Origin of the sequence: Synechococcus sp. W60.3, from assembly GCF_047502615.1 — a bacterium.
GTDB lineage: Bacteria > Cyanobacteriota > Cyanobacteriia > Thermostichales > Thermostichaceae > Thermostichus.
In genome coordinates, this window is record NZ_JANSHJ010000030.1 from 1 (window position 1) to 23,325 (window position 23,325).

The following is a 23,325-nucleotide window of genomic DNA, read 5'->3' on the forward strand; positions in this document are numbered from 1 at the left end:
CGCTTCACCGCTGAGCAGTAATGCTCAGCAGTGTTCAGCGTAAATGTATCAGCTAAAAGTTCCCAGAGGGCTGGCAAGCGCTGCTTAGCTCGCCAATGAAGGTCATTAGCCTACTCACTGATTTTGGTCTTCAGGATCCCTACGTGGGCATTCTGAAGGGGGTGATTTGGGGGATCGCGCCCCAGGTTCAGTTTATCGACCTTAGCCACGAAATCCCGCCTCAGGACGTGGCAGCGGCCCGTTTTGCCTTGATGACGGCCTATCCCCATTTACCTTCTGAAACCATTCACCTAGCGGTGGTAGATCCAGGGGTGGGGAGCAGCCGAAGGGCGGTGGCCATCCAAACCCAAGGAGGCTATTTGGTCGGCCCTGACAATGGCCTCTTCAGCGGCGTTCTGGAGCAATCCCCACCTCTAGCTGCTGTGGAACTCAACCGACCCCGCTATTGGCGCACCCCCTCCCCCAGCCGTACCTTTCACGGGCGGGATATTTTTGCCCCCGTGGCCGCCCACCTGGCCAACGGGATCCCCTTGGCAGAGTTGGGGGATCCCTTGGATGTGGCCGAGCTGGTTCGCTGGGACTGGCCGCCACCTCAGGCAGAACCCGACGGCGGCCGCGGCGTGATCCAGTCCATCGACCGCTTCGGCAACGGCATCACCACTCTCCCTGGCAACTGGGTAGAGGGCCGCAACTGGAGGGCCTGGATCAAGGGGATCACCATCCGCTCCGCCGCCACCTTTGCCGAGGGAAGCGAGGGCGAGCTGCTTGCCCTGGTGGGCAGCTCCGGCTGGGTGGAGATCGCGCAAAACCGGGGCAACGCCAGCCGCACCTTGGATTTCAAAGTAGGGGACGAGGTGCGCGTGCAGTGGGATAGCTAGCCGAACTCCCTCCCCCCTGCCCCCTCTCGCTTGGGGAGAAGGGAGACTAGGCAGGCTGGCTTTCCACCGTTAAAGTTTCCGGCTCAGCTGCGGAAGTTGAGGTTCCTATCTGAACTTTGACCGCCCGCACGGCATCGGCCTTGGGCAGGGTGAGGGTGAGAATGCCATCCCGGTAGATGGCCGAGACTTTTTCCGGCTGAATGCTTTTGGCTAGCTTGAGGGTGCGTTGAAAAGGCTGAGGCTCCACCTCTTGGTAGCGTAATTCAGCACCTTCAGGGCCTTGAAGCTGGATCTCACCGCTGATGGAGAGCTGCTGGGCTGTGGCCTCGATGTGGAAGCGTTCCCGATTGGCCCCCGGCGCCCACAACTGGACGATGTAGGCTTCGCCGCTCTCCCAAACCTGTAATGGCGTGGGGAAGAAAGTGCGAGGGTGCTCTCCAGAGCTCTGCTGCCTCGGGAAGTCAAGGGTGCTTTGCTGCACGCGCACATCGAGGATGGGGGTGAAGTAAACCAATTGCATAGCCGCTCCTTGGGTAGTAGGGTGGACAATTCTTGAAAAACGGGTCAACAGGGGTAACAACCGGATCCCACCGTTCTACAGAACTCCCCCCACGTCGGAAAAAGCTGTATTGAGACGAGATGGGATCCAAACCCCGTTCTGCTTCAATGATCCAAGACCGCTGTTGCCAGCAGGGAGGGCAAACCGATCCAGCTAGGGGAGAATCCCATCACCTTTCTCCAAAGTTCACTTTGGACAACCTCATCTAGAGCCAGCGGGATCCCTGTCGCAACCTTTTCTCTGCCGGTTCGATCGGCTTCTGCTGAGAATGCTGCCGCCAGACAGCTTGACAGAGGCATGGGCGTTAGGGCCGCGCGGTAACAGCCTGGATTCTCTAACAGTTCAGCACAGTTTATCAAAGCTTAAAAGTCTAACTCTAGCTTCAATTGAAGTTGTTTGGTTAGTCTCTCAGTTTGGTAGCAAGTTTTGAGAGAGACCTGACAGACAAGGCAGGCCGCCTCTAAGATGGCCTTCAAACCAGGACAGCTTGAGCAGTGGGATCCCATGTACGTGTATTGCCCAGAAGAAGTTTTGGAGGCAGGAGCGCCATACAACCTTGAGGAGCTGATAGAACGGCTGGAGCAGGGGGATCGCACCCTTTTAAGCCGGTTGTTCGACGTTCGCTACCCCTACTGGAAACGCAACCTCCGGCGCAACGTTCGCTTGGTGGCTGATCTGCGCTATCTGGGAGAGGTGCCGGTTTTGGTCTTGTTTGGCCTTTGGGGGAGAGGCAGCCACGAGTACCGAGAGTTCCTGGAGCGGCGGCAGGATCCCAGCTATCAAGAGCGGGTGAGGAACTGGGTGTCTGACGATCAGCTACAGGCATGGCTGGCACAAAGGCAAGCGGAAAATGAACAAGAAGAAGCGCGGCAAAACCAGCTCCTCCCTCTGCCCAACGAACTGTACGATTGGACACAGTTTTTAAATACTCCCAACCGCCAGGAGCGGCTTGTGTTGGAAAGCGGGGAATGGGTTCGGCAAGTGCAAGCCCTTTCTCTAGAACAGCGGCGCCAAGTGTATCGGGCGGTAGAGCAATTCATTGGCGATGAGAAAGGGAATCTCTACTGGAAACTACCACTGTTTTATCCAGAAACTGAGGTTAGGTGCTGGCGGGAAGGCTCGATACATCTGGCTATCAGCCTGGTGCAGGTATGTGAGCAGGAAAAAGTCTTATCTCCATTTTTAATTTTAATTGGAGTTTACGACCACGCTCCGGAGCAGAGAGAGCGGTTTGACCTGGGGCGCCGAACTTGCCTATTTGGGAGGGGGGCCGATCAGCCGGATATTCTCCAACACCCACAATCTTTAGAGATTTGGAAGCGATATGCCCGCCGCGCCTACCCCGACTACATGGTTGCAGATGAAAACGTCTGGCTGGAAATCCAGGAGACTACAGAGGGGAACTTAGCTTTGTCGATGGAGGAAGAAGAAATTCTCCAAAGCACCTCTATGCCTCTACTAATCAACGGGCGAGCTGGGAGCGGCAAATCTCTGATGTTGTATTACCGTTTTGCTGATTACTGCAGCCATTACCTGAAGGATTCAAGCAAAGGAAGCTTTCAGTACCGTCCTCTCTTTTTAACCTATAGCCCGAGTCTAGTACAGCAAGCCCGCAGCAAGGTAAGTACAATTTTGCGGGTCAACCATCGTTACCGAGAGAGAGGCAGTGACTTCTCAGAAGGGGAAATTGAGCGATGTCAAGCTTTCTTTAGCACCTTCCAGGACTACCTGTTAAGCTGCCTTCCACCAGAGAGACAAGAACGCTATCAACCGGAGCGATATGTCAATTTTTATCGATTCCGGAGCTGGTACCGCGGCCGCAGTGATGTAGAATTAGCTTGGCATACGATTCGTACTCTGATCAAGGGCTATGGAGTAAGCGACTACTTGGATCCAGATTGCTATCGGGAATTGCCTCAAGCCGACCGCACTGTAAATGTAGAAGTCTTTGATCGAATATACGAGCAAGTTTGGCCGGGTTATCAAGAACGAACTACCTACGGAAGCTACTGGGACGATCAAGATTTGGCTAGGGATGTGTTACAGAATGGTTTTCTTAGATCAATTCACCCAGTCATTTTCTGTGATGAGGTTCAAGACTTTACCCAGCTTGAACTGAATATTGTTTTCTGCTTGTCCCCCTGGGGAAAATATAAGTTGGATTGGGCTATCGAGCGTTTACCTTATGCTTTTGCTGGGGATCCTCTGCAAACTATCAATCCTACAGGATTTCGTTGGGGTGCCCTGAGGAGGTATCTCTACGAGCATATCCGTGCTTACTTGTTGCCCGGCCATTCTCTCGAGATTCCAAGTCCCCGGGAGTTAAAAAATAATTACCGCTGTAGCCCTCAGATTACTCGTTTTAGCAACCTTATCAACTTGTGGCGGCGAGTTCTTAGCAATGATCGGGGGATTTGCCCACAGCAGCCTTGGCGTTTTCAGGAACCGGGGAGGCCAGCTCAAAAGTTTGTACTGGATGGCCAAGACAAGAACTTAACTCAACATGAGCTGAGGAGTATGCTCAGGAACAGCACGGGTACAGTTTGCATCCTGCCTTGTTCTATAGGAGAGGAGCTGGACTACGTGCGCCAAGATCCCGACCTCCAGAGGGTTTTTGCCGAAGAGCTGGAGCAAAATCTCAAGCCGGCGCTGCTGCAGACTGTTACCGCTGTCAAGGGCATGGAGTTCAAAAAGATCATTCTCTACAAGTTTGGCGACTGCTATCGACAAAACTTTAGCCGAAGGCTTAACCACTACGCTCAAGAAGCTGCAGAGAAGGTATCCCTGCAACTACATTATTTTCTCAACCAGCTATACGTTGGTATTACCCGCCCCATCGAAGCCTTAGCTGTTGTGGATACTGCAGCCGGCTGGCGGGAATTCTGGGATCCTGCCTTGGAGATTGACTTTTGGCTCAATCACTCTCATTTGCAGCCCGATCGATCCCAATGGCAAACGCATCCGCCTGTACTGGCCGGCTTCGCTCAAGGCACTGGCATCCAATACTGGACGGATAAAAACTTACAGGATGTGCTGGACTTGGCTCTTGGGTTTCTTAGGCAAGGGGTAGAGGAGGGAAATCCTGAGCTCTTGGAAGATGCGCGCGCCTTTGCTCGGCAGGCAGGCAACCAGAAATTAGAACAGGAATGCCAAGCTTGGATCCTCAAGCTGCAGAGGGATTACGTTTCTGCAGGCCGTCAGTTTTTAAGCTTGGAAAGATCCGCCCTACCCAATAGAAATCTCATCCGAGAAGCCTGGGAGTGCTTTTGGAAGGCAAAAGCTTGGTCAGAGTTGCAGCAGCATCGTTCTACTCACTTTGCCAGGTGCTCCGAGATCCCTAACTACGGTCCTCTGGTGGATTTGATGGTGGTAACCCAAAGCAGCTCTGCCAAGTCCATGGAGCGCTTTCGACAGATAGTTCGAGTGCGAGATTGGTTGAGCGTTGAGGTCAGCCCGAAGCATTCGGATCTGACTTGGAAGGTTTGTGTGGAGAAGTTTTTGGCGGAGCTGGAGGAAGTTTTCGATAACCTAGGGACTTTTTGTCCTAAGCCGGAGGATCGTGAACTTTTTTGGCAAGAGACTCTTGAGGCTTTGAGGGAGCGTTTGGCCTTTCTTGGCCAGCGGCAGCCGTTCGCAGGGCAATATCACAAGATTCTCGGCATCTGTTATTTCCAGCAACAAAAACTTGAGGAGGCAGTTGCCATTTGGGATCAAGGTGGCCAAACGGAGCATTCCCGCTACTACCGAGCCAAGATCCAATTGGAGAAGCCGCCTGGCCAGGTGAGGTGGCTATCCAAAGACCGGCAGGACGCAGCAGTGGTGAGCAAATGGCAGGAGGCGGGACGTCCCCTCGCGGGCGAGTGGGAGGAGTACATCAACGACGTCATTCTCAGCCTGGAGCGCTTGAAAGAGTGGCCGCTGCTGCTGCGAATCCTGATCCGGCGCCGCGAGTGGTGCAGGCTTTGGGAAGTGGTTCAGGCCCACCCACAGGCGTGGCAGCGCGGACATGACTACGAGTTGGTGGCCAGCATGGCTCGAGACATGGAAACCAACTGGGATGAGCTGAGGTGGAAGCTCCCTGGACTGCGGGATTTTCTGCAGGAAGTGGTAAGCAGTGTGCGCGGGGAGCACGCTTGGTGGCTGCAGCCGCTGGAGGTGGGCCTAGCCTACGAGCGACTGGGCTGCTACCGAGATGCGCTCAGGTTTTATGAGCGCTTTGCTGAAAACAGAATCGGTAGAATCCCAAGATGGCAACGCTCTCAGATTCGGCAGCGCTGGCTTTTGGTTCACAAGAAGTACAGAGATTCTCTGCAGGCGGAGGGACGACCGACCGATCTTTTGGCGGAGGAGTTTAGCCGCGCTCAAGAGCGCTGGCGTGAGCAACTGCCCCAGGCAGAGCCCGAGCTGGAGGAATGGGATCCCTGGCCACATGACTTCGTGGAGCACCCCAGCCCTGTTCAAAGTTGGCTGCTGCAGCGGGAGCAAACTGAAGCTCAGAGACTGCAAGTGGCAATCCGCGAGGAACTGAAGCGGCTCAACGAGAGGCAGCTCCAGCAAGTTCATAGCCTGATTCAGCGATTGCTCGGCCCAGGTTGAGAAGGAGTTGGAAGTAGAGCCAACTACCGCAAGATCTGCCGCAGCCGCTCCAGGGCGCGTTGGTTTTCTTCAGGGGTGCCCACCGTTAGGCGCAGCCCGCCGCCGGTACAGCGCACACAAGTTCCCAGCTCTTGCCAGGCCCGCTGCAGATCCTGGGGATCCCATCCTGCCACCCGGAAGTAGAGAAAATTGGCCTGGCTGGGCCACACCCGCACCCCCGGCAGTTCCTGCAGGGCTTGGTAGAGGGCATCTCGTTCCTGACGGATGAGGGGTAGGTCGGCCAAAAACTCCTCGGCATGTTCCAGGGCGATCTGAACGGCCCACTGGGAGATGGCCGAGAGATTGTAGGGCAGGCGGATGGAGTCCAGCACCTGGATAAGCTGCGGATGGCCGATGGCATAGCCCACCCGGTGAGCTGCCAGGCGAAAGGCTTTGGAGAAGGTGCGCAAGATAACCCAGTTGGGGTGCTCCGCCAGCTTGGGCAGGGCCGTGTGCTGGCTGAACTCAAAATAGGCCTCATCGAGGATCACCAAAATCTCGGCGGGCAACCCTTCAACCCACTCCCACTCAGCGGTGCTCAGGCCATTGCCGGTGGGCGAATTGGGATCTACCAAGCACACCACCCGCACCCGCTGCTCCGCTACGGCCTGTTGACACCGCCCCAGATCCAGAGCAAACGTCTCGGGATGGCGGGGCACCCGCACCACCGGGATCCCCAGGCTCTGGGCTAGGATGGCGTACATGGAAAAGGTGGGCTCTGCAACCAAAACGCTGCCCCGCTCGCCCACACAGGTGGCGATGAGCAGGGAGCGGATTAGCTCGTCGGAACCGTTGCCCAGGCTAATCTGGGCCGGATCTGCCCCGGCATAGGCGGCGATGGCCTGCTTGAGGCCCTGGTGATGAGCATCGGGGTAGCGGTTGCTCGGGATCCCTTTTTCCCAGAGGAGGGAGAGTTTCTGCTTGAAGCCCACCGGCCAATCCCAGGGAAACTCGTTTGCATCCAACTTGTCGGCAGCTTGGGGCGGCACGGCATCATAGGGCTTGAGGTGAAGCAAATCCGGGCGCAGATACCGCAAGGCACACATCTCCCCACCCTAACGGAGCAAGGTACCTATAATAGCAGGGCTGACCCGCTTGCCGATGTAGGCTACAGTGTTCCTAACAGGTACGGGGCTGACGGGGCTCGAACCCGCAACTTCCGCCGTGACAGGGCGGTGCTCTAACCAATTGAACTACAGCCCCAGGAGCTGCGAATACCTATTCTGAACTTAGATGAGGATGGTTGTCAATCATGGTATCTAGTCTGGCGGCCCAGGCAGCAACGCTGGTAGAGGAGGCCCCGCAGAACGGGATCCCGACAGCGGCGATGCAGCAGGTGGCGGAGGTGCTCACCCAGGTGGCCCAACACCTGGATCACCTGCAGTACACCACCTTGCGCTACCCCGATGGTGGCTGGCTGACGGTGCGGGTGGTGGAAAGCTCCGCCGGGGCGGACTCCCCCCCAGAACCCGAGCCCCCCGGCCATCTGTGGATCCCGGCCTTTGGCCACCTGGAAGATGCCCAAGCCACGCTGGCGGAACTTCGGCAGCAAGCGCCGGACTTAGAGGCCACCTCCTTTGGGGTTTTGGAGCTGCTGTTTTTGGCCCTGGGCCTTTCCCGCGCCGAAGGCATCGTCTTTTACGACCAGGCAGGGGATCGGCGGCAAGGGAAAGCCGTGGCCTGCCGACCTCTGGCGGAGCAGGTGAGCCAGGCCCTCCGCAGAGGCCTTCCTCCCATAGCCTAAGGCGGGAACGGATCTGCTCTAGCTCAAGATGGCACCCTGGCGGCGGGCGAACTCCCGCAGCTTCCTATCCATCTGTGCCCCTCGCAGATCCGCTTTGTAAAAGCTGGTGAAGCGCTTGCCCTTTTCTTCGGCTTGGCGTGGCAGGGAAGTTCTGCCGCCTGCAGACCAGAGCACCGACCCGGCTACCACCAAAGCCATCCCAGCCGCCCCCAAGGCATAAACCACATTGCGCGTGGCGAGATGGACGAGCAAAAACGCCAGGCTCCCGGCTCCCAAGAGCCCTCCCAGGCCTGCTAGGATCTCGCCCAAGGTTTTGGCCGAGCCGAGGAGCCGGCTCAAAAAGCGCAGCCAGCGGGGTTGCGGTGTGTTGAAGCGGATCCCGCGCAGATCGGCTCCCTGCAGGTTGGCCCCCGAAAAATCGGCCCCCCGCAGGTCGGCGCAGCGCAAGTCGTAACCGGCTAAGTTCTGGTTGGCAAAAGACTTGCCCCGCAGATCCGCCCCCGCCAAAGACGGGATGCGCGGCGGGGTGGCTGGCTTGATCTGCCCGCCGCCGGTGATGCGGCTGGCTTGGCCCAGTTGGGTAAAACCGGTGGTGCTCCCCCAGCCGGTGGGAACCGATCCCAGGGGCAGCATGTCTCCCGCGCCGGGCCGAGGGAGCGGCGTAGGCGAGAACCCATCTGTTCGGGCAGGGGGGGGAGAGGTTGAACGGCGTCTGGTCCAATGGTCGGAGATCAGCAACGGGCTGGAGCCGGCAGTCAAGGGAGAAGGGGGCAAGATGACCGGCGAGGAAGGCGGGCCCTCCTGCACCGGGATCCCTTGCAGAGCCCGCAACGCCTCGGTAGCCGTGGCAAAGCGCTGGCTGATAACCGGGTGCAGCATGCGGCGCAAAATGGCGTCGAACTCGGGGCTGAGCTGCAGGCGATCCGACCAATCCCATTGGCCCGTGTTGTGGTCGTAAAACTTGGCCGGCGACTCCAGGGTCATCAAGTTGAGGCAGGTGGCGGCCAGCGCGTAGAGATCGCTGGCGGGGCCTACCGCCTGGCCGGCCATCTGCTCCGGCGGAGAAAAGCCCAGGGAGCGAATGGCCGTTCCCTCCTCCGACAACGTGTGGCCTGGCCCAAGCTGCTTCACCGCCCCAAAGTCGATTAGCACCAGGCGGCCATCTTCTTTTCGGCGAATCAGGTTGGCCGGCTTGATGTCGCGGTGGACGGTGTTGTGGCTGTGGACATAGCTGAGGATGAGCAGCACCTCCTGCATCACCTGCCGAGCCTGTTCTTCGGAAAAAGGCCCGTTGCGCCGCATCTCCTGGGCAAGCGTGATCCCCTCAATAAACTCCTGCACCAAGTAGAATTTGCCGCCTTCTTGGAAGTGGGCGTAGAGCTTGGGGATTTGCGAGTGCTCCCCCAGGCGCTCCAACACCTCGGCCTCGCGGTTAAACAGTTCCTCCGCCAGCCTGGCCAGTTGGGGCGAATTTTCAGCCGGGCGCAACTGCTTGATCACCCGCCAGGGCTTGGAGGGCATGTCCTCATCGCGGGCCAAGAAGGTGGCGCCAAATCCCCCCTGCCCCAGACGCTTGAAGGCGCGATAGCGATTGCGCAGCAGCAGCGGCTGCCCGCAGAAGGCACAGGTGGAGGCAGCCGGGGGATTTTCCGGCCGCAGACAGTCCGGATTGAGGCAGTAGCAGTTGGGCATATCATTCAGGCGCTACCGGCTGACGTCTAGGTAACCGAGACGGGGCCGATGGGCGGGCAAGCAAGTTGCCAGAGATACATCTAGCCTAGACCAAGGAGAGAAAAATCTTGCGCATCCGCCTCGAACAGGCTGATCCTAGCGTTTGCCCACTTGGGCTCAATCAGAGAAATCGCTTAGATTGTGTCGCTTTGGGGAGCGACACTGGCCCCATCCGAGAGCGGGAGTTCAACTGCCCCAGAGCCAAAAAACCTAGAATTGATCAATACAGTTACCCTTTGCCTTGGCCATGTCTCCATCCTTCTCCGGTGCCGCCATCCGGCAGGCTTTTCTGGATTTCTACGCCCAGCGGGGCCATCAGGTATTGCCCAGCGCCTCCTTGGTGCCGGAGGATCCGACGGTGCTGCTGACCATCGCCGGCATGCTGCCCTTCAAGCCGATTTTCCTCGGCCATCAGGATCCACAGTACCCACGGGTCACGACTGCCCAGAAATGCGTGCGCACCAACGACATCGAGAACGTGGGACGGACGGCCCGCCACCACACGTTTTTTGAGATGCTGGGCAACTTCAGCTTTGGCGACTACTTCAAAAAAGAAGCCATCACCTGGGCCTGGGAGCTGGTGACAGAGGTGTTTGGCCTGCCGCCGGAGCGCCTGGTGGTGAGCGTCTTTCGAGAAGATGAGGAGGCCTTTGCCCTCTGGCGCGATGCGATCGGGATCCCACCCCACCGCATCCGGCGCATGGGGGAGGAGGACAACTTCTGGGCTGCCGGCCCCACCGGCCCCTGTGGCCCTTGCTCGGAGATCTACTACGACTTCAAGCCGGAGCTGGGGGATGAGCAGATCGACCTAGGGGACGACTCTCGCTTTTTGGAGATCTACAACCTGGTGTTCATGGAGCTGAACCGGGACAGCGAGGGCCGCCTCACTCCCTTGGCCAGGCAAAACATCGACACCGGCCTGGGACTGGAGCGGCTGGCTCAGGTGCTGCAGGGAGTCCCCAACAACTATGAGACCGATTTGATCTTCCCTATTGTGCAGAAGGCGGCCGAGATTGCCCGGGTGGACTACTTCCAGGCCAGCCCCGAGCAGAAAGTCTCCCTCAAGGTAATTGGGGATCACGCGCGGGCGGTGATGCATCTCATTGCCGATGGGGTGATCCCCTCCAACGTGGACCGGGGCTATGTGCTGCGGCGGCTGATCCGGCGGATGGTGCGCCACGGGCGCCTCTTGGGGATCGGCGAGCCCTTTACCCTGCCGGTGGTGGAGACGGCCATCCAGTTGGCGGAGGCCGCCTATCCGGAGGTGCGGGAGCGGGAGGCGGTGATCAAGGCCGAGCTGCAGCGGGAAGAGGAGCAGTTTCTCAAGACCCTGGAGCGGGGGGAACGGCTGCTGTTTGATCTGTTTGCCAACGTCACGGCCAGTGGCGCGCCCAAGCAGATCTCGGGTGCCGACGCCTTCAAGCTCTTCGACACCTACGGCTTCCCGTTGGAGCTGACCCAGGAAATTGCCCAGGAGCGCGGCTTTAGCGTGGATGTGCAGGGCTTCGAGCAAGAGATGGAAAAACAGCGGCAGCGGGCCCGCGCCGCCCACCAAACCCTCGACGTCACGGCCCAGGGATCCCTGGACGAGCTGGCCGAGTTTTTAATCGAGACGGAGTTTTTGGGCTACAGCCAGTCTTCTGCCCGCGGCGTGGTGGAGGCCCTGCTGGTGGAAGGGAAGTCGGTGCCCCAGGTAGAGGCCGGGCAGTCGGTGCAGGTGGTTTTGGATCGCACGCCTTTTTATGCGGAGTCCGGGGGCCAAATCGGGGATCGCGGCTACCTGGCCGGCGACGGAGTGTTGGTGCGGGTGGAGGATGTGCAAAAGCGGGGGGATCTGTTTGTCCACTTTGGCCGGGTAGAACGGGGGATCCTGCGGGTGGGGGATCCGGTGCAGGCCCAGATTGACCTGGCCTGCCGGCGGCGCGCCCAGGCCCACCACACAGCCACCCACCTGCTGCAGGCAGCCCTGAAAAAGGTTGTCGATCCCTCTATTAGCCAGGCGGGATCTCTAGTGGCTTTTGACCGGCTGCGTTTCGACTTTACCCTCTCGCGTCCCCTCACCCCCGAAGAGCTGCAGCAGGTTGAGGATCTGGTCAACACCTGGATTGCCGAGGCCCATCCTGCGCAAGTCTCCATCATGCCCCTGGCAGAGGCCAAGGTCAGGGGAGCAATAGCCATGTTCGGGGAAAAATACGGCGCCGAGGTACGGGTGGTTGACTTTCCGGGGGTGTCAATGGAGCTCTGTGGCGGCACCCACGTCAGCAACACTGCCGAGATCGGCCTGTTCAAGATCATCTCCGAGAGTGGCGTAGCGGCCGGGATCCGCCGCATCGAGGCGGTAGCTGGGCCGGCGGTGCTGGAATACCTAAACGAGCGGGATAGCGTCGTGCGGGAGCTGAGCGCCCAATTCAAGGCCAAGCCCCAGGAGATCCCGGAGCGGGTGGCGGCTTTGCAGGCGGAGCTGAAGGCCGCCCAGAGGGCGCTCGAGGAGGCGCGCAGCCAATTGGCCTTGCTGCAGGCAGAGCGGCTCCTGCCCCAGGCTGTAGCTGTTGGCAATCTGCAGATCTTGGCGGCGGAACTGGGATCCACTCCCCCCGAGGCGCTGAAAACTGCTGCCGAACATCTGCTCCACAAACTGGGAGAAGGGGCAGTGGTGCTGGGATCGGTGCCGGAAGCTGGCAAGGTCAGCCTGGTTGCGGCTTTTAGCCCGGCGGTGCAGAAACTTGGTCTCAAAGCGGGCTCCTTTATCGGCGAGATCGCCAAGCTGACAGGCGGCGGTGGCGGGGGGCGGCCCAACCTAGCTCAGGCTGGCGGCAAACAGCCGGAGAAACTGGCGCAAGCCCTGCAGGTGGCCCAGGAGCGGCTACAGGCAGAGCTGTCTTCAGGCTTGGGCAGTTAGGAGCTGCCGCCTTACCCCATAATGAAAGCCGGGGATTTTCCGCGCCAGCCATGACGCCCAACAGCTTGTCCAGTGCCATCGATCTCAGCCAAAAGCGCATCTTGCTTACCGGAGGGAGCGGCTTTTTGGGCAAACACGTCCTGCAGCAGTTGCAACTCCTGGGGGTCAAGCCGGAGCAGGTGCGGATCCCACGCTCCCGCACCCACGACCTGCGCCGCTGGGAGGTCTGCCAAGAGGTGGTGCAGGGACAAGATGTCGTCATCCATTTGGCGGCCCATGTGGGCGGCATCGGCCTCAACCAGGCCAAGCCGGCGGAGCTCTTCTACGACAACCTGATCATGGGATCCCAGCTCATCCACGCCGCCTACCTGGCGGGGGTGGAGAAGTTTGTCTGCGTGGGCACCATCTGCGCCTATCCCAAGTTCACCCCCGTTCCCTTCAAGGAAGAGGATCTCTGGAACGGCTACCCAGAGGAGACCAACGCCCCCTACGGCATCGCCAAGAAAGCCCTGCTGGTGCAGCTGCAGGCCTACCGGCAGCAGTACGGTTTCAACGGCATCTACCTCCTGCCGGTGAACCTCTACGGCCCCATGGACAACTTCGATCCGGAAAGCTCCCACGTGATCCCGGCCTTGATCCGCAAGGTGCATGAAGCCCAGCAGCGGGGCCAGAACTACGTCGAGGTGTGGGGAGATGGCAGCCCCACCCGCGAGTTTTTCTACGCCGAAGATGCGGCTCGGGGAATTCTCCTGGCCACCCAGCTCTACAACAGCCCTGAGCCACTCAATTTGGGCACCGGCGAGGAGATCTCCATTCGGGATCTCATCGCCCTCATCTGCGAGCTGATGGAGTTTCGGGGCGAGATCCGCTGGCAAACCGACAGGCCCAACGGCCAGCCGCGCCGCTGCTTGGACGTCTCCAAAGCCCGCGAGAGGATAGGTTTTGTGGCCAAGGTGAGCCTGCGGGAGGGGCTGCAGCGCACCATCGAGTGGTACCGCCGCCACGCCCCGGCAAACTAGGCAACAACCTGGCTCTCCAGGCGGCCATCCTCCATGTGCAACACCCGGTCGGCAATGTCGAGGATGCGGTTGTCGTGGGTCACCATGAGGATGGTGCAGCCCTGCTCTCGCGCCAACTTCTCCATCAGGGTCACCACCTCGCGGCCCGACTTGCTGTCCAGGGCTGCGGTCGGCTCGTCGGCCAGCACCAACTTGGGGTGGCTGACCAGGGCCCGCGCGATGGCTACCCGCTGCTTCTGCCCTCCCGAAAGCTGCTCCGGGTAGTAGTGGACGCGATCCCCCAAACCCACCGCCGCCAGCATCGCTTCTGCCTGCTGCTGCACCTGTTGAGGAGAAAGGCCGTTGTGCAGCTCCAGGGCCATGCGCACATTTTGGGCCGCCGTCAGGGAGCGCAGCAGGTTGTGGGCCTGGAAGATGTACCCCACCTGGCGGCGGATCTGGATGAGGGTGTTGGGCTTAGCGCCCCGCAGCTCCTGCCCCAACACCCGCAGGCTGCCCTCTTGCACCGAGCGCAAAGCTCCCAGGAGCGTGAGCAGCGTGGTCTTGCCGGAGCCAGAGGGGCCGGTCAACAACACGATCTCCCCCGGCTGCAAAACGAAGTTGATGTCAAAAAGCACTTGCTTGCGCAGGGATCCCTCGCCAAAGTAGTGGTTCACCCCTTCGGCTTTGACCACCGGCTCAACGGCATGTTGGGTGGAAGCGAGGGCAGCTTGATCGAGAAGGGAAGGCAGCATAGGGAGCTCAAAATCTCAAACAACTTGGGTTGACAATTCAATTCAGTAACCGCTTGGGCCATCATCGGAACCGCCGCGATTGAACCATCCAGAAGCCTATTGAAGGGATCCCAGAAGTCTTTGGGCAGTTGATCAAGCTATTCAACAATCCATCTGCCTCCTCCATTCTTGCCAAAACTTAGAAAATGTCGGCGGGATCGGCTGCCCGCAGCCGCCGCACGGCAATGGCCCCCGAGATAAAGCACATGCTCACTGCCAGCAGCAGCACCAACACCGCCCGGTTGAAGGTCATGGCGATCGGCAGCAACGTAGCATTGGCCGTCAAATCGTAGAGCAAAACTGCCAGGGCAAAAGCTGGAATATACCCCAAGCCGGCCAGCAAAATAGCTTCTTGAAACACCACCCCCAACAGGTAAGTATCCGTGTAGCCCATGGCCTTGAGGGTGGCATATTCCGCCAGGTGATCGGATACATCGGTGTAGAGGATCTGATAGACAATCACAATGCCGACGATGAAGCCCATGGCCACCCCCAGGCCGAAAATAAAGCCGATGGCCGTGCCCTCCTCCCAGTAGCTTTGCTCCATATCGATAAACTCTGCCCGCGACAGCACCCGCACATCTTCCGGCAGCAAGGCCCGCATCTGCTGCACCAACGGCTGGGGATCCACTCCCGGCTGCAGCTGCACTACGCCGATATCCACCAGGCCGCGCTCCCGCTGGGGAAAGATGCGCAGGAAGTTGAGGTCGCTGGTGAGGATGGTGCCATCGGCGCCAAAGGTGGCCCCCATCTTGAACAGGCCCCCCACCTGGACGCGGCGGTTGCCTACTTCAGTAAAAACTTCTCGACCGGCCTCAAACCACTCCGGGATGGGGCCAAACTCGCTGCGGGAGCGGCGGTCGAAGAGCACCACGTCTGCTTTCTTGATCTCCTCCAACTTGTCGGGGGTCAGCTCCGGCAACTCCAGCAGGTCGGCAGAGGGATCCACCCCCACCACAAAGATGCTGCGGGTGCGGCGGGTCTGGGGGTTTTTCCAGAGGGCAAAGCCCACATAGACGGGCGAGATGGCCCGTACCCCCTCAAAGCCCAACGCCTGGTAGAGCCGCCGCTGGGAAAAGGTGTTCATGGCAATGAGGGCGTTGGACTGGGGGCTGACCAGGAAGATCTCCCCTTTGAGGGCGACGTGGAAGCGGATGGCGCTTTCCAAGAGGCTGTCCTGGAAGCCCAACTGCATGAACATGAGAATGCAGGCAAAGGCAATGCCCGCCAGGGCCACCAGCAGGCGGATCTTCTCCCGCGTCAACTGCAGCCAGGCCAAGGGGATGCGCCGCCCGATAAACGCTACGCTGAACAGGCCGGACATTCCCCCCTCCTACCCCTCGACCTCGATGGCCACATCCACCTGCAGGTTGGTCAGGCCGGCCACGCGGGCGCTGCTTTCCGGATCCAGGCGGATGTACACCTCCACCACGCGGGCATCCACATCGGCGGCGGGGTCGGTGTTGAGCACGTCTTTTTTGCCGATCTGCAGGCCCACCCGCTCCACCCGGCCCTGCAGCGTTTCTGGCAGCGCGCGGTTGCTGATGGTGGCCCGTTGTCCGGGCCGCACCCGCAGGATGTCGGTTTCGTAGACCTCCGCCACCACCATCATCTGGTCGGTGTTGCCCAGCTCGAGGATCCCTGTGTCGGCAGCGATAACTTCCCCAGGCCGCGTGCGGATCTTGAGCACCTGGCCGGCCCGGGGGGCGCGGATGAGGGTGCGCTCCAGACGGGCCTCCGCCAGCTCCAGGTTGCGGGCCAGGGATCCCAGTTGCACTTGCGCTTGCGCCCGCCTCAGCCCCGCTTCAGCAGCTTGCACCTGGGCTTGGGCGTTGCGCAGATCCCGCTCGCGGGCCAGGCGCAGTTGATCCAGAGTGGCCTCGGCAGCCCGCAAGTCCTCCTGCCGTTGCCGCACCAGCAGAGCTTTCTGGTCTAGCTCCTGCTGTGAGATAGCCCCCTCCTGCCACAGGGCCTGGAAGCGAGCCAGGTTGGCCTCGGCATCGGCCAGCTCCGCCCGAAGGCGCTCCACCACCGCTTCCTGGGATCGGATCTGCATCTGTTGCGGTTCGTCTAGGCGGCTGAGGCGGGTGCGCGCCTCTTCCACTTGAGCTTGGCCAAAGCGGGTCTCGGCCTCCAGCCGGGCGCGGGCTTCTTGGAGTTGGGCAGCAGCATACTCCCGCTCGGCCAGGCGCTCTCGATAGCTTTCCAGACGGGCCAACACTTGCCCCGCCCTCACCCGCTCCCCTTCGGCCACTAGCAGCTCTCCCAGTCGCTCTCCCGGAGGGCCGGCCACCTGCACCACCTCTCCTTCCGGCTCCAGGCGACCCAGGGCGCCAACGCGGGGAGGTAGCCGCGTCTCCTCCGTTGCATTCTCTGATACGGATTGGGTGGCCGCCTGCTGGCTCAGGCCCAGCCAGGCCAGCCCAGTTCCGGCCAGCAATCCAGCTCCCGCAATAGACCAGAGTAGCCGCTGATTCATCGTTCCCTACTCGTTGAGTTTTGCGGTTGAGGTCGGTCGTTACAGTTGCAATTCTTTAATAAATGTAAAGTTTATGGGGCAAGGATGTCCAGGTTTTTCTCATGTGTTTATTTTTCGGGTATTCGTTTTTCTCCGGCTTGTCTTCGGTTGTCGACCTTCGTCGGCTACCTAACCCAAGGGATTCCTGATATGATCTGCCGTGTCCGGGGCCTTTCTGCAGGTGCCGATTTCTAGGTGTGGTGCGAGGAGTGAGGTGGAGTTGCGATGGTGGAAACAGTTGGGGGGAAAGATGCCGTTGCGCCGGCGCCAGCTCGTTCTCCATCTCCGCCTGCGAAAAATTTGGATCCGTTGAACCCGCTACTTCCGGCTTATCATTTTGTCGGGATCGGCGGGGTGGGGATGTCGGCTCTGGCTTACATTTTGGCCAAGCAGGGGTTTCGGGTTTCAGGGTCGGATATTGCCGCCAATGGCCGCACCCGTCGCCTGGAAGCCTTGGGGGTGCGCTTTATTCAGGGGCACACTCTGGAGGGTTTGGCCGGGGATCCCCAGGTGGTCTACTCCAGCGCCATTCGCCCCACCAACCCGGAATTAGCGGCGGCGCTGGACAAGGGACTAAAGGTTTGGCATCGAGCCGATTTGCTGGCTGCCCTGTTTAACCATCGTCCCAGCATTGGGGTGGCGGGCACCCACGGCAAGACCACTACTAGCAGCATGATTGGCTACATGTTACTGGCGGCGGGCTGGGATCCCACCTTGATTATCGGCGGGGAGATGGACGCCTGGGATGGCAATGCCCGTCTAGGCCAGGGGGAATACCTGGTAGCCGAGGTGGACGAGTCGGATGGATCCCTGGTGCGTCTCTATCCCAAAATTGGCGTGATCACCAATGTTGAGCTAGACCACCCGGATCACTACGCCAATCTGGAGCAGGTGATCCGGGCCTTTCAGCAGTATGGGCAGCAGAGCCAAACCCTGGTGGCCTGTCTGGACTGCCCCAACGTGGCCACCCACCTCAAGGTGGACATCGGCTACAGCCTGGCCGGCCATCCCCAAGCCCAGTACCAGGCCCGTCAGATCCTCTACACTGCCGATTGCACCTCTGCCGAGATCTGGGAAAGGGGATCCCTCCTCGGCCAGCTCCGCCTGCAGGTGTTGGGATCCCACAACCTCAGCAATGCCCTGGCGGCGGTCGCCGTGGGGCGGCAGTTGGGCTTGGAGTTTGCGGTGATTGCCTCGGCTCTGGCCGAGTTTCGAGGGGTGCAGCGGCGATTTGAAGTCAAAGGCGAGGTGGAAGAAGTCACCTTTATCGACGACTATGCCCACCATCCCAGCGAGATTCGGGCCACTCTGCAGGCAGCCCGTCTGCAACAGCGGCGGGTGGTGGCCGTGTTTCAGCCTCATCGCCACAGCCGTTTGGCTGCCTTGTTCCAGGATTTTGCCCGCTGCTTTGGGAATGCGGACGTGGTGGTGATCGTGCCCACGTATGGGGCAGGAGAGCCGGCGCCTGAGCGTTCCGACAGCTTGCGTTTGGCCGTGGCGGTGGCGGAGCACCACCCCCATGTGCGCTATGTGTTGTCTTTGCCGCAATTGCCGGGAGTGCTGACGTCTGTTTTGCAGCCTGGAGATCTCGCCGTTTTTTTGGGCGCAGGGGATCTGAATCAGCAGATAGCCGCTACGATGCGGGCATATGCGGCTCAGGTGAGGGAACAGCCTGGGCAAGCCAAAAATCCAAACTTCAGCTGAAAAGATAGCTGCTTCTGAGGTATTGAATCATGACGACGGCTCCGGTGGTGCCTCAGCGGGACGGTTCCTGTAAGTCTGAGGCGGCAAGTCTTACCGCTGAAGACAGGCTTCTCCCCCGCGGGCCGGCGGCTCTGCTATCTGGACGAATTCAATCGGGGATTCCGTTGGCTCCTCTGACCACCTTTCGTGTGGGCGGCAAGGCCGAGTGGTATTGTGAGCCCCGTAGCCATCTGGAGCTGCAGCAGTGTTTGGCTTGGGCGCGAGCAGAAGGGATCCCCACGACGCTGCTGGGGGCAGGTAGCAATCTGCTCATCAGCGATGCGGGGTTGAAGGGGCTGGTGATCGGTACCCGCCGTCTGCGCGGGATCCAACTGCTGGAAGGGGGGAGAATGTGGGCCGCTGCCGGAGAGCCTTTGGTCAATCTGGCGCGGGCAGCCGCCAAGCAAGGCTGGAGCGGTTTGGAGTGGGCCATCGGGATCCCTGGCACGCTGGGGGGAGCGGTGGTGATGAATGCCGGCGCCCACGGGCGCGCCATGTCGGACGTGTTGGTGGAAGTGCAGATTTTGGATGAAGAGCAGGAGCCCTGCCGCTTAGAACCGGTCGATCTGCAATTTGGCTACCGCCGCTCGCGGCTACAGGACTCTCCTTGGACGGTGACGGGGGCAACGCTGCAGTTACTCCCAGGCCGGGATCCGGCTCAGGTGCAGCGACAAACCCAGCGCCACCTCAACCAGCGCCTAAGCTCTCAGCCCTATCATCTGCCCAGTTGTGGCAGCGTCTTTCGCAACCCCGAAACCTATCCTGCCGGCTGGCTAATTGAGCAGGTCGGTCTGAAGGGCTACCGGATTGGCGGGGCCCAGATCTCCGAGCGCCATGCCAACTTCATCCTCAATTGTGGTCAGGCCAGCGCCAACGACATCTACCGTCTGATTTGCTTGGCCCAAGAAAAGGTTTATCAACGATGGTCGATATTCCTAGAGCCAGAAGTGCGCATTCTGGGATCTTTTGACGATCCTTTGATAAGTTAATTTGGCCTACCCCATTTTTTGATGATTGGATGGTTCTGATCTTGAACTGTCCTCACCAGTCCTTGATGGATTCTCGTTGATTATTTTGCGTCAGTTTATGGTTAGGGCACGGCTACTTTACGTCGCTTAATTGCACAACTAATTGCACAACTCAATCAGTCCCCCACAAGCGCGGAAGAACGCCGCTATTTGATTGGCGGGAACGGGAACACCGCCACGAAGATCTGAACTAGGATCCGGCTTCAGAGCGGCACAACGACTGAAACTCGAAGGGACTCCGCCCGCTACGGGATCCCGAGCAGCCATCGCCAAGTTTCGTTTTTGAACAGGATCCACACCCCTAATCTCATCAAAATCCAGGGTACCCAGCGCTCTCCCTGTTCAGCCAAGATCTTGGCCACTTCCGGTTGCACCGTCAGCCTTTGAGCCATGGCAAACCACAGCCCTTTCATCAAAAAGAAAATTATAGAAAAGAGAGCCAACTGGAGAGGGGTGCTGCCGGCAAACAAAGGAACGTACAAGCTGATGTTATCCCCGCCATTGGCAAAGGTGAGGAGCATGGACAGCAGAGCTGGCGAGGGCAAAAAGAGCAGCCCAGTCTTTGCGGGTGGTCGATCTTGCAGTTTTTCCAGCTCTTTCGACAGGGCTTCTTCCGCTTCAGATCGCCACAATTTCCAGCCGCCCACCGCCAGCGGGATCAGTCCCAGCAGGCCAATGGCAGATGGCGGCAGCACCAGGCCCCCCAAGTACCCCAAAAGGCTGATCAAGATCAATCCTGCCAAGCCCAAGTAGCCCCCCAGCTAAACCTGCCAGCCCTTCCAAGTAGGTTGGATCTGCACCTGGGCAAACAACACAACCAGCACAAAAAAGTCGTCGATGTGGGTGGCAATAAAGGCGAGGATCCCTTCCGCCAGCGTTGTCCAGAAAAGAGGGAGGGGCATGAGCTTAAGAAGTGGGGAAGAGGGCGCCGATATCGACAAGGTGAAGCTGCACCAGCCCGAGGATCGCCAAAGTGTAGGCAGTAGAAGAAGCCAAACTAATAACGAGATCGCGCTTTAGGTTGCGGGGTTTATCCCCTTGCTCAACCACATCAGTAGCGCCAAACTGCATCAGGAGAAGGCCAATCAAGTTGGAAAGCCAGTACCCGGCAAGGGTTCCTCCCAAAAGCCACTGGGGCTGCCACAAGCTGCAGAGGTAGCCAAATCCATAGGCAATGGGTAGGTTGAAGAACAAATCGTTCCACCAGGAAAAGGGCGAGAGCATAAACCCCAAAACCAGTAAAATGCCACCTCGGAACTTCCTCCCCATCGGCTCTGTCTTCCGCGTTGCGTCTCCCTAATGTTACTTCACAGTGCTTCATGACAACCCAGAGAGAATGCCTGGCCCTGCACCTGGGAGAATGGCACGGGCTCTTTTCCGAGTATCGACCCACCGCCCACGGCTGGGAGCTGGTGGGCCAAAAGCGCAGCCTCATCACCTTTGAGGCTTTGGATCGGGACGCAATCCGCCAAACCAATGCCTACTACCCCCTAGAGGGATCCCCTAACCCAACAAGCCGCCAGAGCTGGGTCTATCAAGATTTCTCGCCCGGCTTGCGCTTTTTCCCCGATGGCTCCTTTTCCAACGGGCGGCTGCAGCTGGCACCGTTTGGCGATTTTGCCGTCGAGCAGGGCTTTCTTTGGGGAGAGCGCAAGGCGCGGGTGGTGCAGCAGTGGGATCCCCAGGGCCGCCTGGTGCGGGTGACGGTCATCTTGGAGCGGCGCGGCCAGGTGCTGGATCTTGGGGCCGACTTTCCTGCGCTGACCCAAGCGCAACTGGGAGAGGCCTTGCAAGGGCGATGGCGGGGGATCGCCCAGAGCTTTACGGTTGCTGAGGGCTGGTTTGCCGAAGCCGAGGTGGACTCCTCGGGGGCAGAGTGGTTGAGCAACTGGGATCCCTTGCCGGGAGGGCTGTGGATGGGCGGGCCGGATCCCTTGCCCATCCCCACTCTTCACCGGGATCGCCGCTTTTCCCTCAGCCTGAGCTGGTTTCCGGAAGGGCCGGAGGGCCGCCACCTGCTGCGCCTGGTGCGCGACTACGACGAGGGCGGCGCCTGGCAGCGGGTTACGCTGATGCGGCTGGAGCGGGATCCGGGGTGAGAAAGGCGCAGACCTGGGCAAACACCGTCTCCCGCTCGCAGTCCAAGGTGAGAACGTGGTCGGAGCGCTCCAGCCAATGCAGGGTCTTCTCGGCGGATCCCAGCTCCCGGTAGAGCCACGCCGCCTGGTCGGGATCCACCACTGTATCTTGGCGCGGCTGCAGGATGAGGGTGGGAACTTGGATGCTGGCTACTTCCCCCCTGACCCGCTCGATGAGCTCAAGGGCGCTGCGCACCGCCGTTAGATTGAAGCTGCGCAAATAGGCCACTCTTTCTGCCAACGCGCGGACATCGCCATCCCGAATCGGCAGGCGAAAGCGGGGAACCTCTTCCAAGAGCCAGCCCAGGCTGTTGAGGTACTGCTCCGGGCGAAAGAGATAGTACCAGCGGTGGCGAATGGCAAAAAACGGCGCCAGCAGGACCAATTTGTGGACAGGGTGGGCAAAGGCCAGGTGCAGCGCCAACAGGCAGCCGGTGGAAAACCCCACCAGCGAAAGGCGCGGGTACTCCTGCTGCAGCGCCAGGTAATGTTCCAAAACCCGCCCGTACCACTCCGTCCAGCGGGAAGGGGGCATGCGGGGTGCCGGGCGGTCGTGGCCGGGATAGTTAAACCCCTGCACCGTCAGGCCGGCTGCCAACAGCCGCTCCGCCAGCCACTGCAACTCGTATACGCCACCCCCCAACCCGTGTAGCAGCAGGCAGGCGTGTTCCCCTGCTCCTCGCCACAAAAAGGGTTCGTTACTCAACATAAAAAAATAAAACTCCGTTCCACTTCGCGACGGGATCCCTTGCTAGCCCAAGGTGATATCCAGCAGCATCATCACCACAAACCCACTGATGACCCCAAAGGTGCCCTCCCGCTCCAACCCCTGCCGGTGCGACTCAGGGATGATCTCATCGGAAATGACAAACAACATCGCCCCCGCCGCAAAAGCCATGCCCCAGGGTAGTAGGGGCTGCGCCAGAGAGACCACCGTTGCTCCCAGGATCCCGCCGATGGGCTCCACCAGTCCGGTCAGCAGGGCGATGCCAAAAGCGAACAGCCGCGAGTACCCCTGGCCCACCAGTGACAAAGCCACCACCAGCCCTTCTGGCATGTTCTGCAAGCCGATCCCCAACGCCAACGCCAACCCATCGCCGACTTGGCCGGTAGCGAAACCCACTCCCACCGCCAGTCCTTCCGGGAAATTGTGCAGGGCGATGGCAATGATGAACAGCCAAATCCGTTTCAAATGGGCGCGGTTCTCCCCTTCCACCCCTTTGAAAAAGTGCTCGTGAGGAAAGAGGCGGTGGGCACTCTCCAGGAAGATCGCCCCCAACAACAGGCCTGCCACCATCACCACAGCCGCCCCAAATGGGGAATACCCCAGCGCCATGGCTGCCTCGGTGCCCGGCACCAGCAGGGAAAAAGAGGTGGCCGCCAACATCACCCCACCCCCAAACCCCAGCAGGATCCCTTGTACCCTCTCCGAGAGCGAGGGAAGAAAAAGGGCCGGCAAAGCCCCCAGCCCCGTCGCCAAGCCGGCGATAAAGCTAGCCAGGGATCCCATCCCAATTGGATGCACAAGCCAATCTCCACAAAGGCCGAATGCTTTTCAATTCTCCTCCCTTTCCAACGTTGTGTGAACATTGCTGGCTCGAGCGGCATAGGCGAGGTTCTGAAAGTTGGCTTGGAGCGCCAGATTTTGTGCTTACAAGCA

At 59.8% G+C, this 23,325-nt stretch carries 19 protein-coding genes and 1 tRNA gene; 8 read left to right on the forward strand and 12 right to left on the reverse strand.

The genetic code is table 11. The annotated features are described in order from the left end of the window. Window positions 1-95: 95 nt before the first annotated feature. On the forward strand, window positions 96-878 hold the full coding sequence (locus NW846_RS10200; protein ID WP_011430711.1) for an S-adenosyl-l-methionine hydroxide adenosyltransferase family protein: 783 nt from the start codon (window positions 96-98) through the stop codon (window positions 876-878). Between the two features lie 46 nt (window positions 879-924). On the opposite strand, the gene NW846_RS10205 is transcribed toward NW846_RS10200, so the two are convergent. Further along, the gene (locus NW846_RS10205) at window positions 925-1,398 is read right to left on the reverse strand and encodes an Hsp20/alpha crystallin family protein (protein ID WP_011430710.1); all 474 of its coding nucleotides are present in this window, start codon (window positions 1,396-1,398) and stop codon (window positions 925-927) included. A 504-nt stretch (window positions 1,399-1,902) separates the two neighbouring features. On the opposite strand from NW846_RS10205, the gene NW846_RS10210 reads away from it, so the two are divergent. Then, a complete protein-coding gene (locus NW846_RS10210) occupies window positions 1,903-6,033 on the forward strand; it encodes a hypothetical protein (RefSeq protein ID WP_414346923.1) in 4,131 nt (1,376 codons plus the stop codon). A 23-nt stretch (window positions 6,034-6,056) separates the two neighbouring features. Here the strand turns inward: NW846_RS10210 and NW846_RS10215 are convergent, their stop codons facing one another. Next, window positions 6,057-7,118: a histidinol-phosphate transaminase gene (locus tag NW846_RS10215; protein WP_011430707.1), complete on the reverse strand. Its 1,062-nt coding sequence runs from the start codon at window positions 7,116-7,118 to the stop codon at window positions 6,057-6,059. An 83-nt stretch (window positions 7,119-7,201) separates the two neighbouring features. Next, window positions 7,202-7,275 (reverse strand) — tRNA-Asp (locus tag NW846_RS10220). A 49-nt stretch (window positions 7,276-7,324) separates the two neighbouring features. Between NW846_RS10220 and NW846_RS10225 the strand changes: the two genes are divergently transcribed. Then, window positions 7,325-7,816 (forward strand): hypothetical protein, encoded by a 492-nt coding sequence (locus tag NW846_RS10225; RefSeq protein ID WP_011430706.1) that lies wholly within the window; start codon window positions 7,325-7,327, stop codon window positions 7,814-7,816. An 18-nt stretch (window positions 7,817-7,834) separates the two neighbouring features. Here the strand turns inward: NW846_RS10225 and NW846_RS10230 are convergent, their stop codons facing one another. Next, entirely contained in the window at window positions 7,835-9,508 is a 1,674-nt protein-coding gene (locus tag NW846_RS10230) for a serine/threonine-protein kinase (RefSeq protein WP_011430705.1), read from the reverse strand. A gap of 286 nt (window positions 9,509-9,794) precedes the next feature. Here NW846_RS10230 and alaS point away from each other — a divergent pair, with 286 nt between their 5' ends. Further along, window positions 9,795-12,446, forward strand: coding sequence for an alanine--tRNA ligase (gene alaS, locus NW846_RS10235; protein WP_099813066.1), 2,652 nt, complete (start codon window positions 9,795-9,797; stop codon window positions 12,444-12,446). Between the two features lie 50 nt (window positions 12,447-12,496). Next, complete coding sequence (locus NW846_RS10240; RefSeq protein WP_041438425.1) at window positions 12,497-13,465, forward strand: GDP-L-fucose synthase family protein; 969 nt, start codon at window positions 12,497-12,499, stop codon at window positions 13,463-13,465. On the opposite strand, the gene NW846_RS10245 is transcribed toward NW846_RS10240, so the two are convergent. From NW846_RS10245 to NW846_RS10255, 3 genes are all read right to left on the reverse strand, one after another. Next, entirely contained in the window at window positions 13,462-14,199 is a 738-nt protein-coding gene (locus NW846_RS10245) for a DevA family ABC transporter ATP-binding protein (RefSeq protein WP_011430702.1), read from the reverse strand. The genes NW846_RS10240 and NW846_RS10245 overlap by 4 nt on opposite strands. Window positions 14,200-14,377: 178 nt before the next feature. Further along, window positions 14,378-15,562: an ABC transporter permease DevC gene (gene devC, locus NW846_RS10250; protein ID WP_011430701.1), complete on the reverse strand. Its 1,185-nt coding sequence runs from the start codon at window positions 15,560-15,562 to the stop codon at window positions 14,378-14,380. A gap of 9 nt (window positions 15,563-15,571) precedes the next feature. Further along, the gene (locus NW846_RS10255; protein ID WP_414346922.1) at window positions 15,572-16,717 is read right to left on the reverse strand and encodes an ABC exporter membrane fusion protein; all 1,146 of its coding nucleotides are present in this window, start codon (window positions 16,715-16,717) and stop codon (window positions 15,572-15,574) included. Window positions 16,718-17,056: 339 nt separating this feature from the next. On the opposite strand from NW846_RS10255, the gene murC reads away from it, so the two are divergent. Next, window positions 17,057-18,460, forward strand: a complete 1,404-nt coding sequence (gene murC / locus NW846_RS10260) for a UDP-N-acetylmuramate--L-alanine ligase (protein ID WP_414515914.1) — start codon at window positions 17,057-17,059, stop codon at window positions 18,458-18,460. Between the two features lie 29 nt (window positions 18,461-18,489). Further along, window positions 18,490-19,488 (forward strand): UDP-N-acetylmuramate dehydrogenase, encoded by a 999-nt coding sequence (gene murB, locus NW846_RS10265; protein ID WP_414515905.1) that lies wholly within the window; start codon window positions 18,490-18,492, stop codon window positions 19,486-19,488. Window positions 19,489-19,772: 284 nt separating this feature from the next. On the opposite strand, the gene NW846_RS10270 is transcribed toward murB, so the two are convergent. Genes NW846_RS10270 through NW846_RS10280 form a run of 3 tightly spaced genes read right to left on the reverse strand, consistent with a single transcriptional unit; the run spans window position 19,773 to window position 20,796 of the window. Next, on the reverse strand, window positions 19,773-20,276 hold the full coding sequence (locus NW846_RS10270; RefSeq protein ID WP_049749765.1) for a cadmium resistance transporter: 504 nt from the start codon (window positions 20,274-20,276) through the stop codon (window positions 19,773-19,775). 12 nt (window positions 20,277-20,288) lie between these two features. Beyond that, window positions 20,289-20,429 (reverse strand): hypothetical protein, encoded by a 141-nt coding sequence (locus NW846_RS10275; protein ID WP_011430697.1) that lies wholly within the window; start codon window positions 20,427-20,429, stop codon window positions 20,289-20,291. Window positions 20,430-20,433: 4 nt separating this feature from the next. After that, window positions 20,434-20,796: a hypothetical protein gene (locus NW846_RS10280; protein WP_071813522.1), complete on the reverse strand. Its 363-nt coding sequence runs from the start codon at window positions 20,794-20,796 to the stop codon at window positions 20,434-20,436. A gap of 50 nt (window positions 20,797-20,846) precedes the next feature. Here NW846_RS10280 and NW846_RS10285 point away from each other — a divergent pair, with 50 nt between their 5' ends. Next, window positions 20,847-21,626, forward strand: coding sequence for a DUF3598 family protein (locus NW846_RS10285; RefSeq protein WP_414347817.1), 780 nt, complete (start codon window positions 20,847-20,849; stop codon window positions 21,624-21,626). Here NW846_RS10285 and NW846_RS10290 read toward each other — a convergent pair. After that, window positions 21,592-22,374 (reverse strand): alpha/beta hydrolase, encoded by a 783-nt coding sequence (locus tag NW846_RS10290; RefSeq protein ID WP_414347814.1) that lies wholly within the window; start codon window positions 22,372-22,374, stop codon window positions 21,592-21,594. The genes NW846_RS10285 and NW846_RS10290 overlap by 35 nt on opposite strands. Before the next feature lie 42 nt (window positions 22,375-22,416). Further along, window positions 22,417-23,190 (reverse strand): ZIP family metal transporter, encoded by a 774-nt coding sequence (locus tag NW846_RS10295; RefSeq protein ID WP_414347811.1) that lies wholly within the window; start codon window positions 23,188-23,190, stop codon window positions 22,417-22,419. Between the last annotated feature and the right edge of the window lie 135 nt (window positions 23,191-23,325).

Coding starts and splice junctions, on each gene's coding strand:
- devC (WP_011430701.1), bottom strand. CDS start 15,562: ATGTCCGGCCTGTTCAGCGTAGCGTTTATCGGGCGGCGCATCCCCTTG.
- NW846_RS10280 (WP_071813522.1), bottom strand. CDS start 20,796: ATGGGGAGGAAGTTCCGAGGTGGCATTTTACTGGTTTTGGGGTTTATG.
- alaS (WP_099813066.1), top strand. CDS start 9,795: ATGTCTCCATCCTTCTCCGGTGCCGCCATCCGGCAGGCTTTTCTGGAT.
- NW846_RS10290 (WP_414347814.1), bottom strand. CDS start 22,374: ATGTTGAGTAACGAACCCTTTTTGTGGCGAGGAGCAGGGGAACACGCC.
- NW846_RS10240 (WP_041438425.1), top strand. CDS start 12,497: ATGACGCCCAACAGCTTGTCCAGTGCCATCGATCTCAGCCAAAAGCGC.
- NW846_RS10285 (WP_414347817.1), top strand. CDS start 20,847: ATGACAACCCAGAGAGAATGCCTGGCCCTGCACCTGGGAGAATGGCAC.
- NW846_RS10230 (WP_011430705.1), bottom strand. CDS start 9,508: ATGCCCAACTGCTACTGCCTCAATCCGGACTGTCTGCGGCCGGAAAAT.
- NW846_RS10245 (WP_011430702.1), bottom strand. CDS start 14,199: ATGCTGCCTTCCCTTCTCGATCAAGCTGCCCTCGCTTCCACCCAACAT.
- NW846_RS10225 (WP_011430706.1), top strand. CDS start 7,325: ATGGTATCTAGTCTGGCGGCCCAGGCAGCAACGCTGGTAGAGGAGGCC.
- NW846_RS10205 (WP_011430710.1), bottom strand. CDS start 1,398: ATGCAATTGGTTTACTTCACCCCCATCCTCGATGTGCGCGTGCAGCAA.
- murB (WP_414515905.1), top strand. CDS start 18,490: ATGACGACGGCTCCGGTGGTGCCTCAGCGGGACGGTTCCTGTAAGTCT.
- NW846_RS10215 (WP_011430707.1), bottom strand. CDS start 7,118: ATGTGTGCCTTGCGGTATCTGCGCCCGGATTTGCTTCACCTCAAGCCC.
- NW846_RS10255 (WP_414346922.1), bottom strand. CDS start 16,717: ATGAATCAGCGGCTACTCTGGTCTATTGCGGGAGCTGGATTGCTGGCC.
- NW846_RS10275 (WP_011430697.1), bottom strand. CDS start 20,429: ATGCCCCTCCCTCTTTTCTGGACAACGCTGGCGGAAGGGATCCTCGCC.
- NW846_RS10210 (WP_414346923.1), top strand. CDS start 1,903: ATGGCCTTCAAACCAGGACAGCTTGAGCAGTGGGATCCCATGTACGTG.
- NW846_RS10200 (WP_011430711.1), top strand. CDS start 96: ATGAAGGTCATTAGCCTACTCACTGATTTTGGTCTTCAGGATCCCTAC.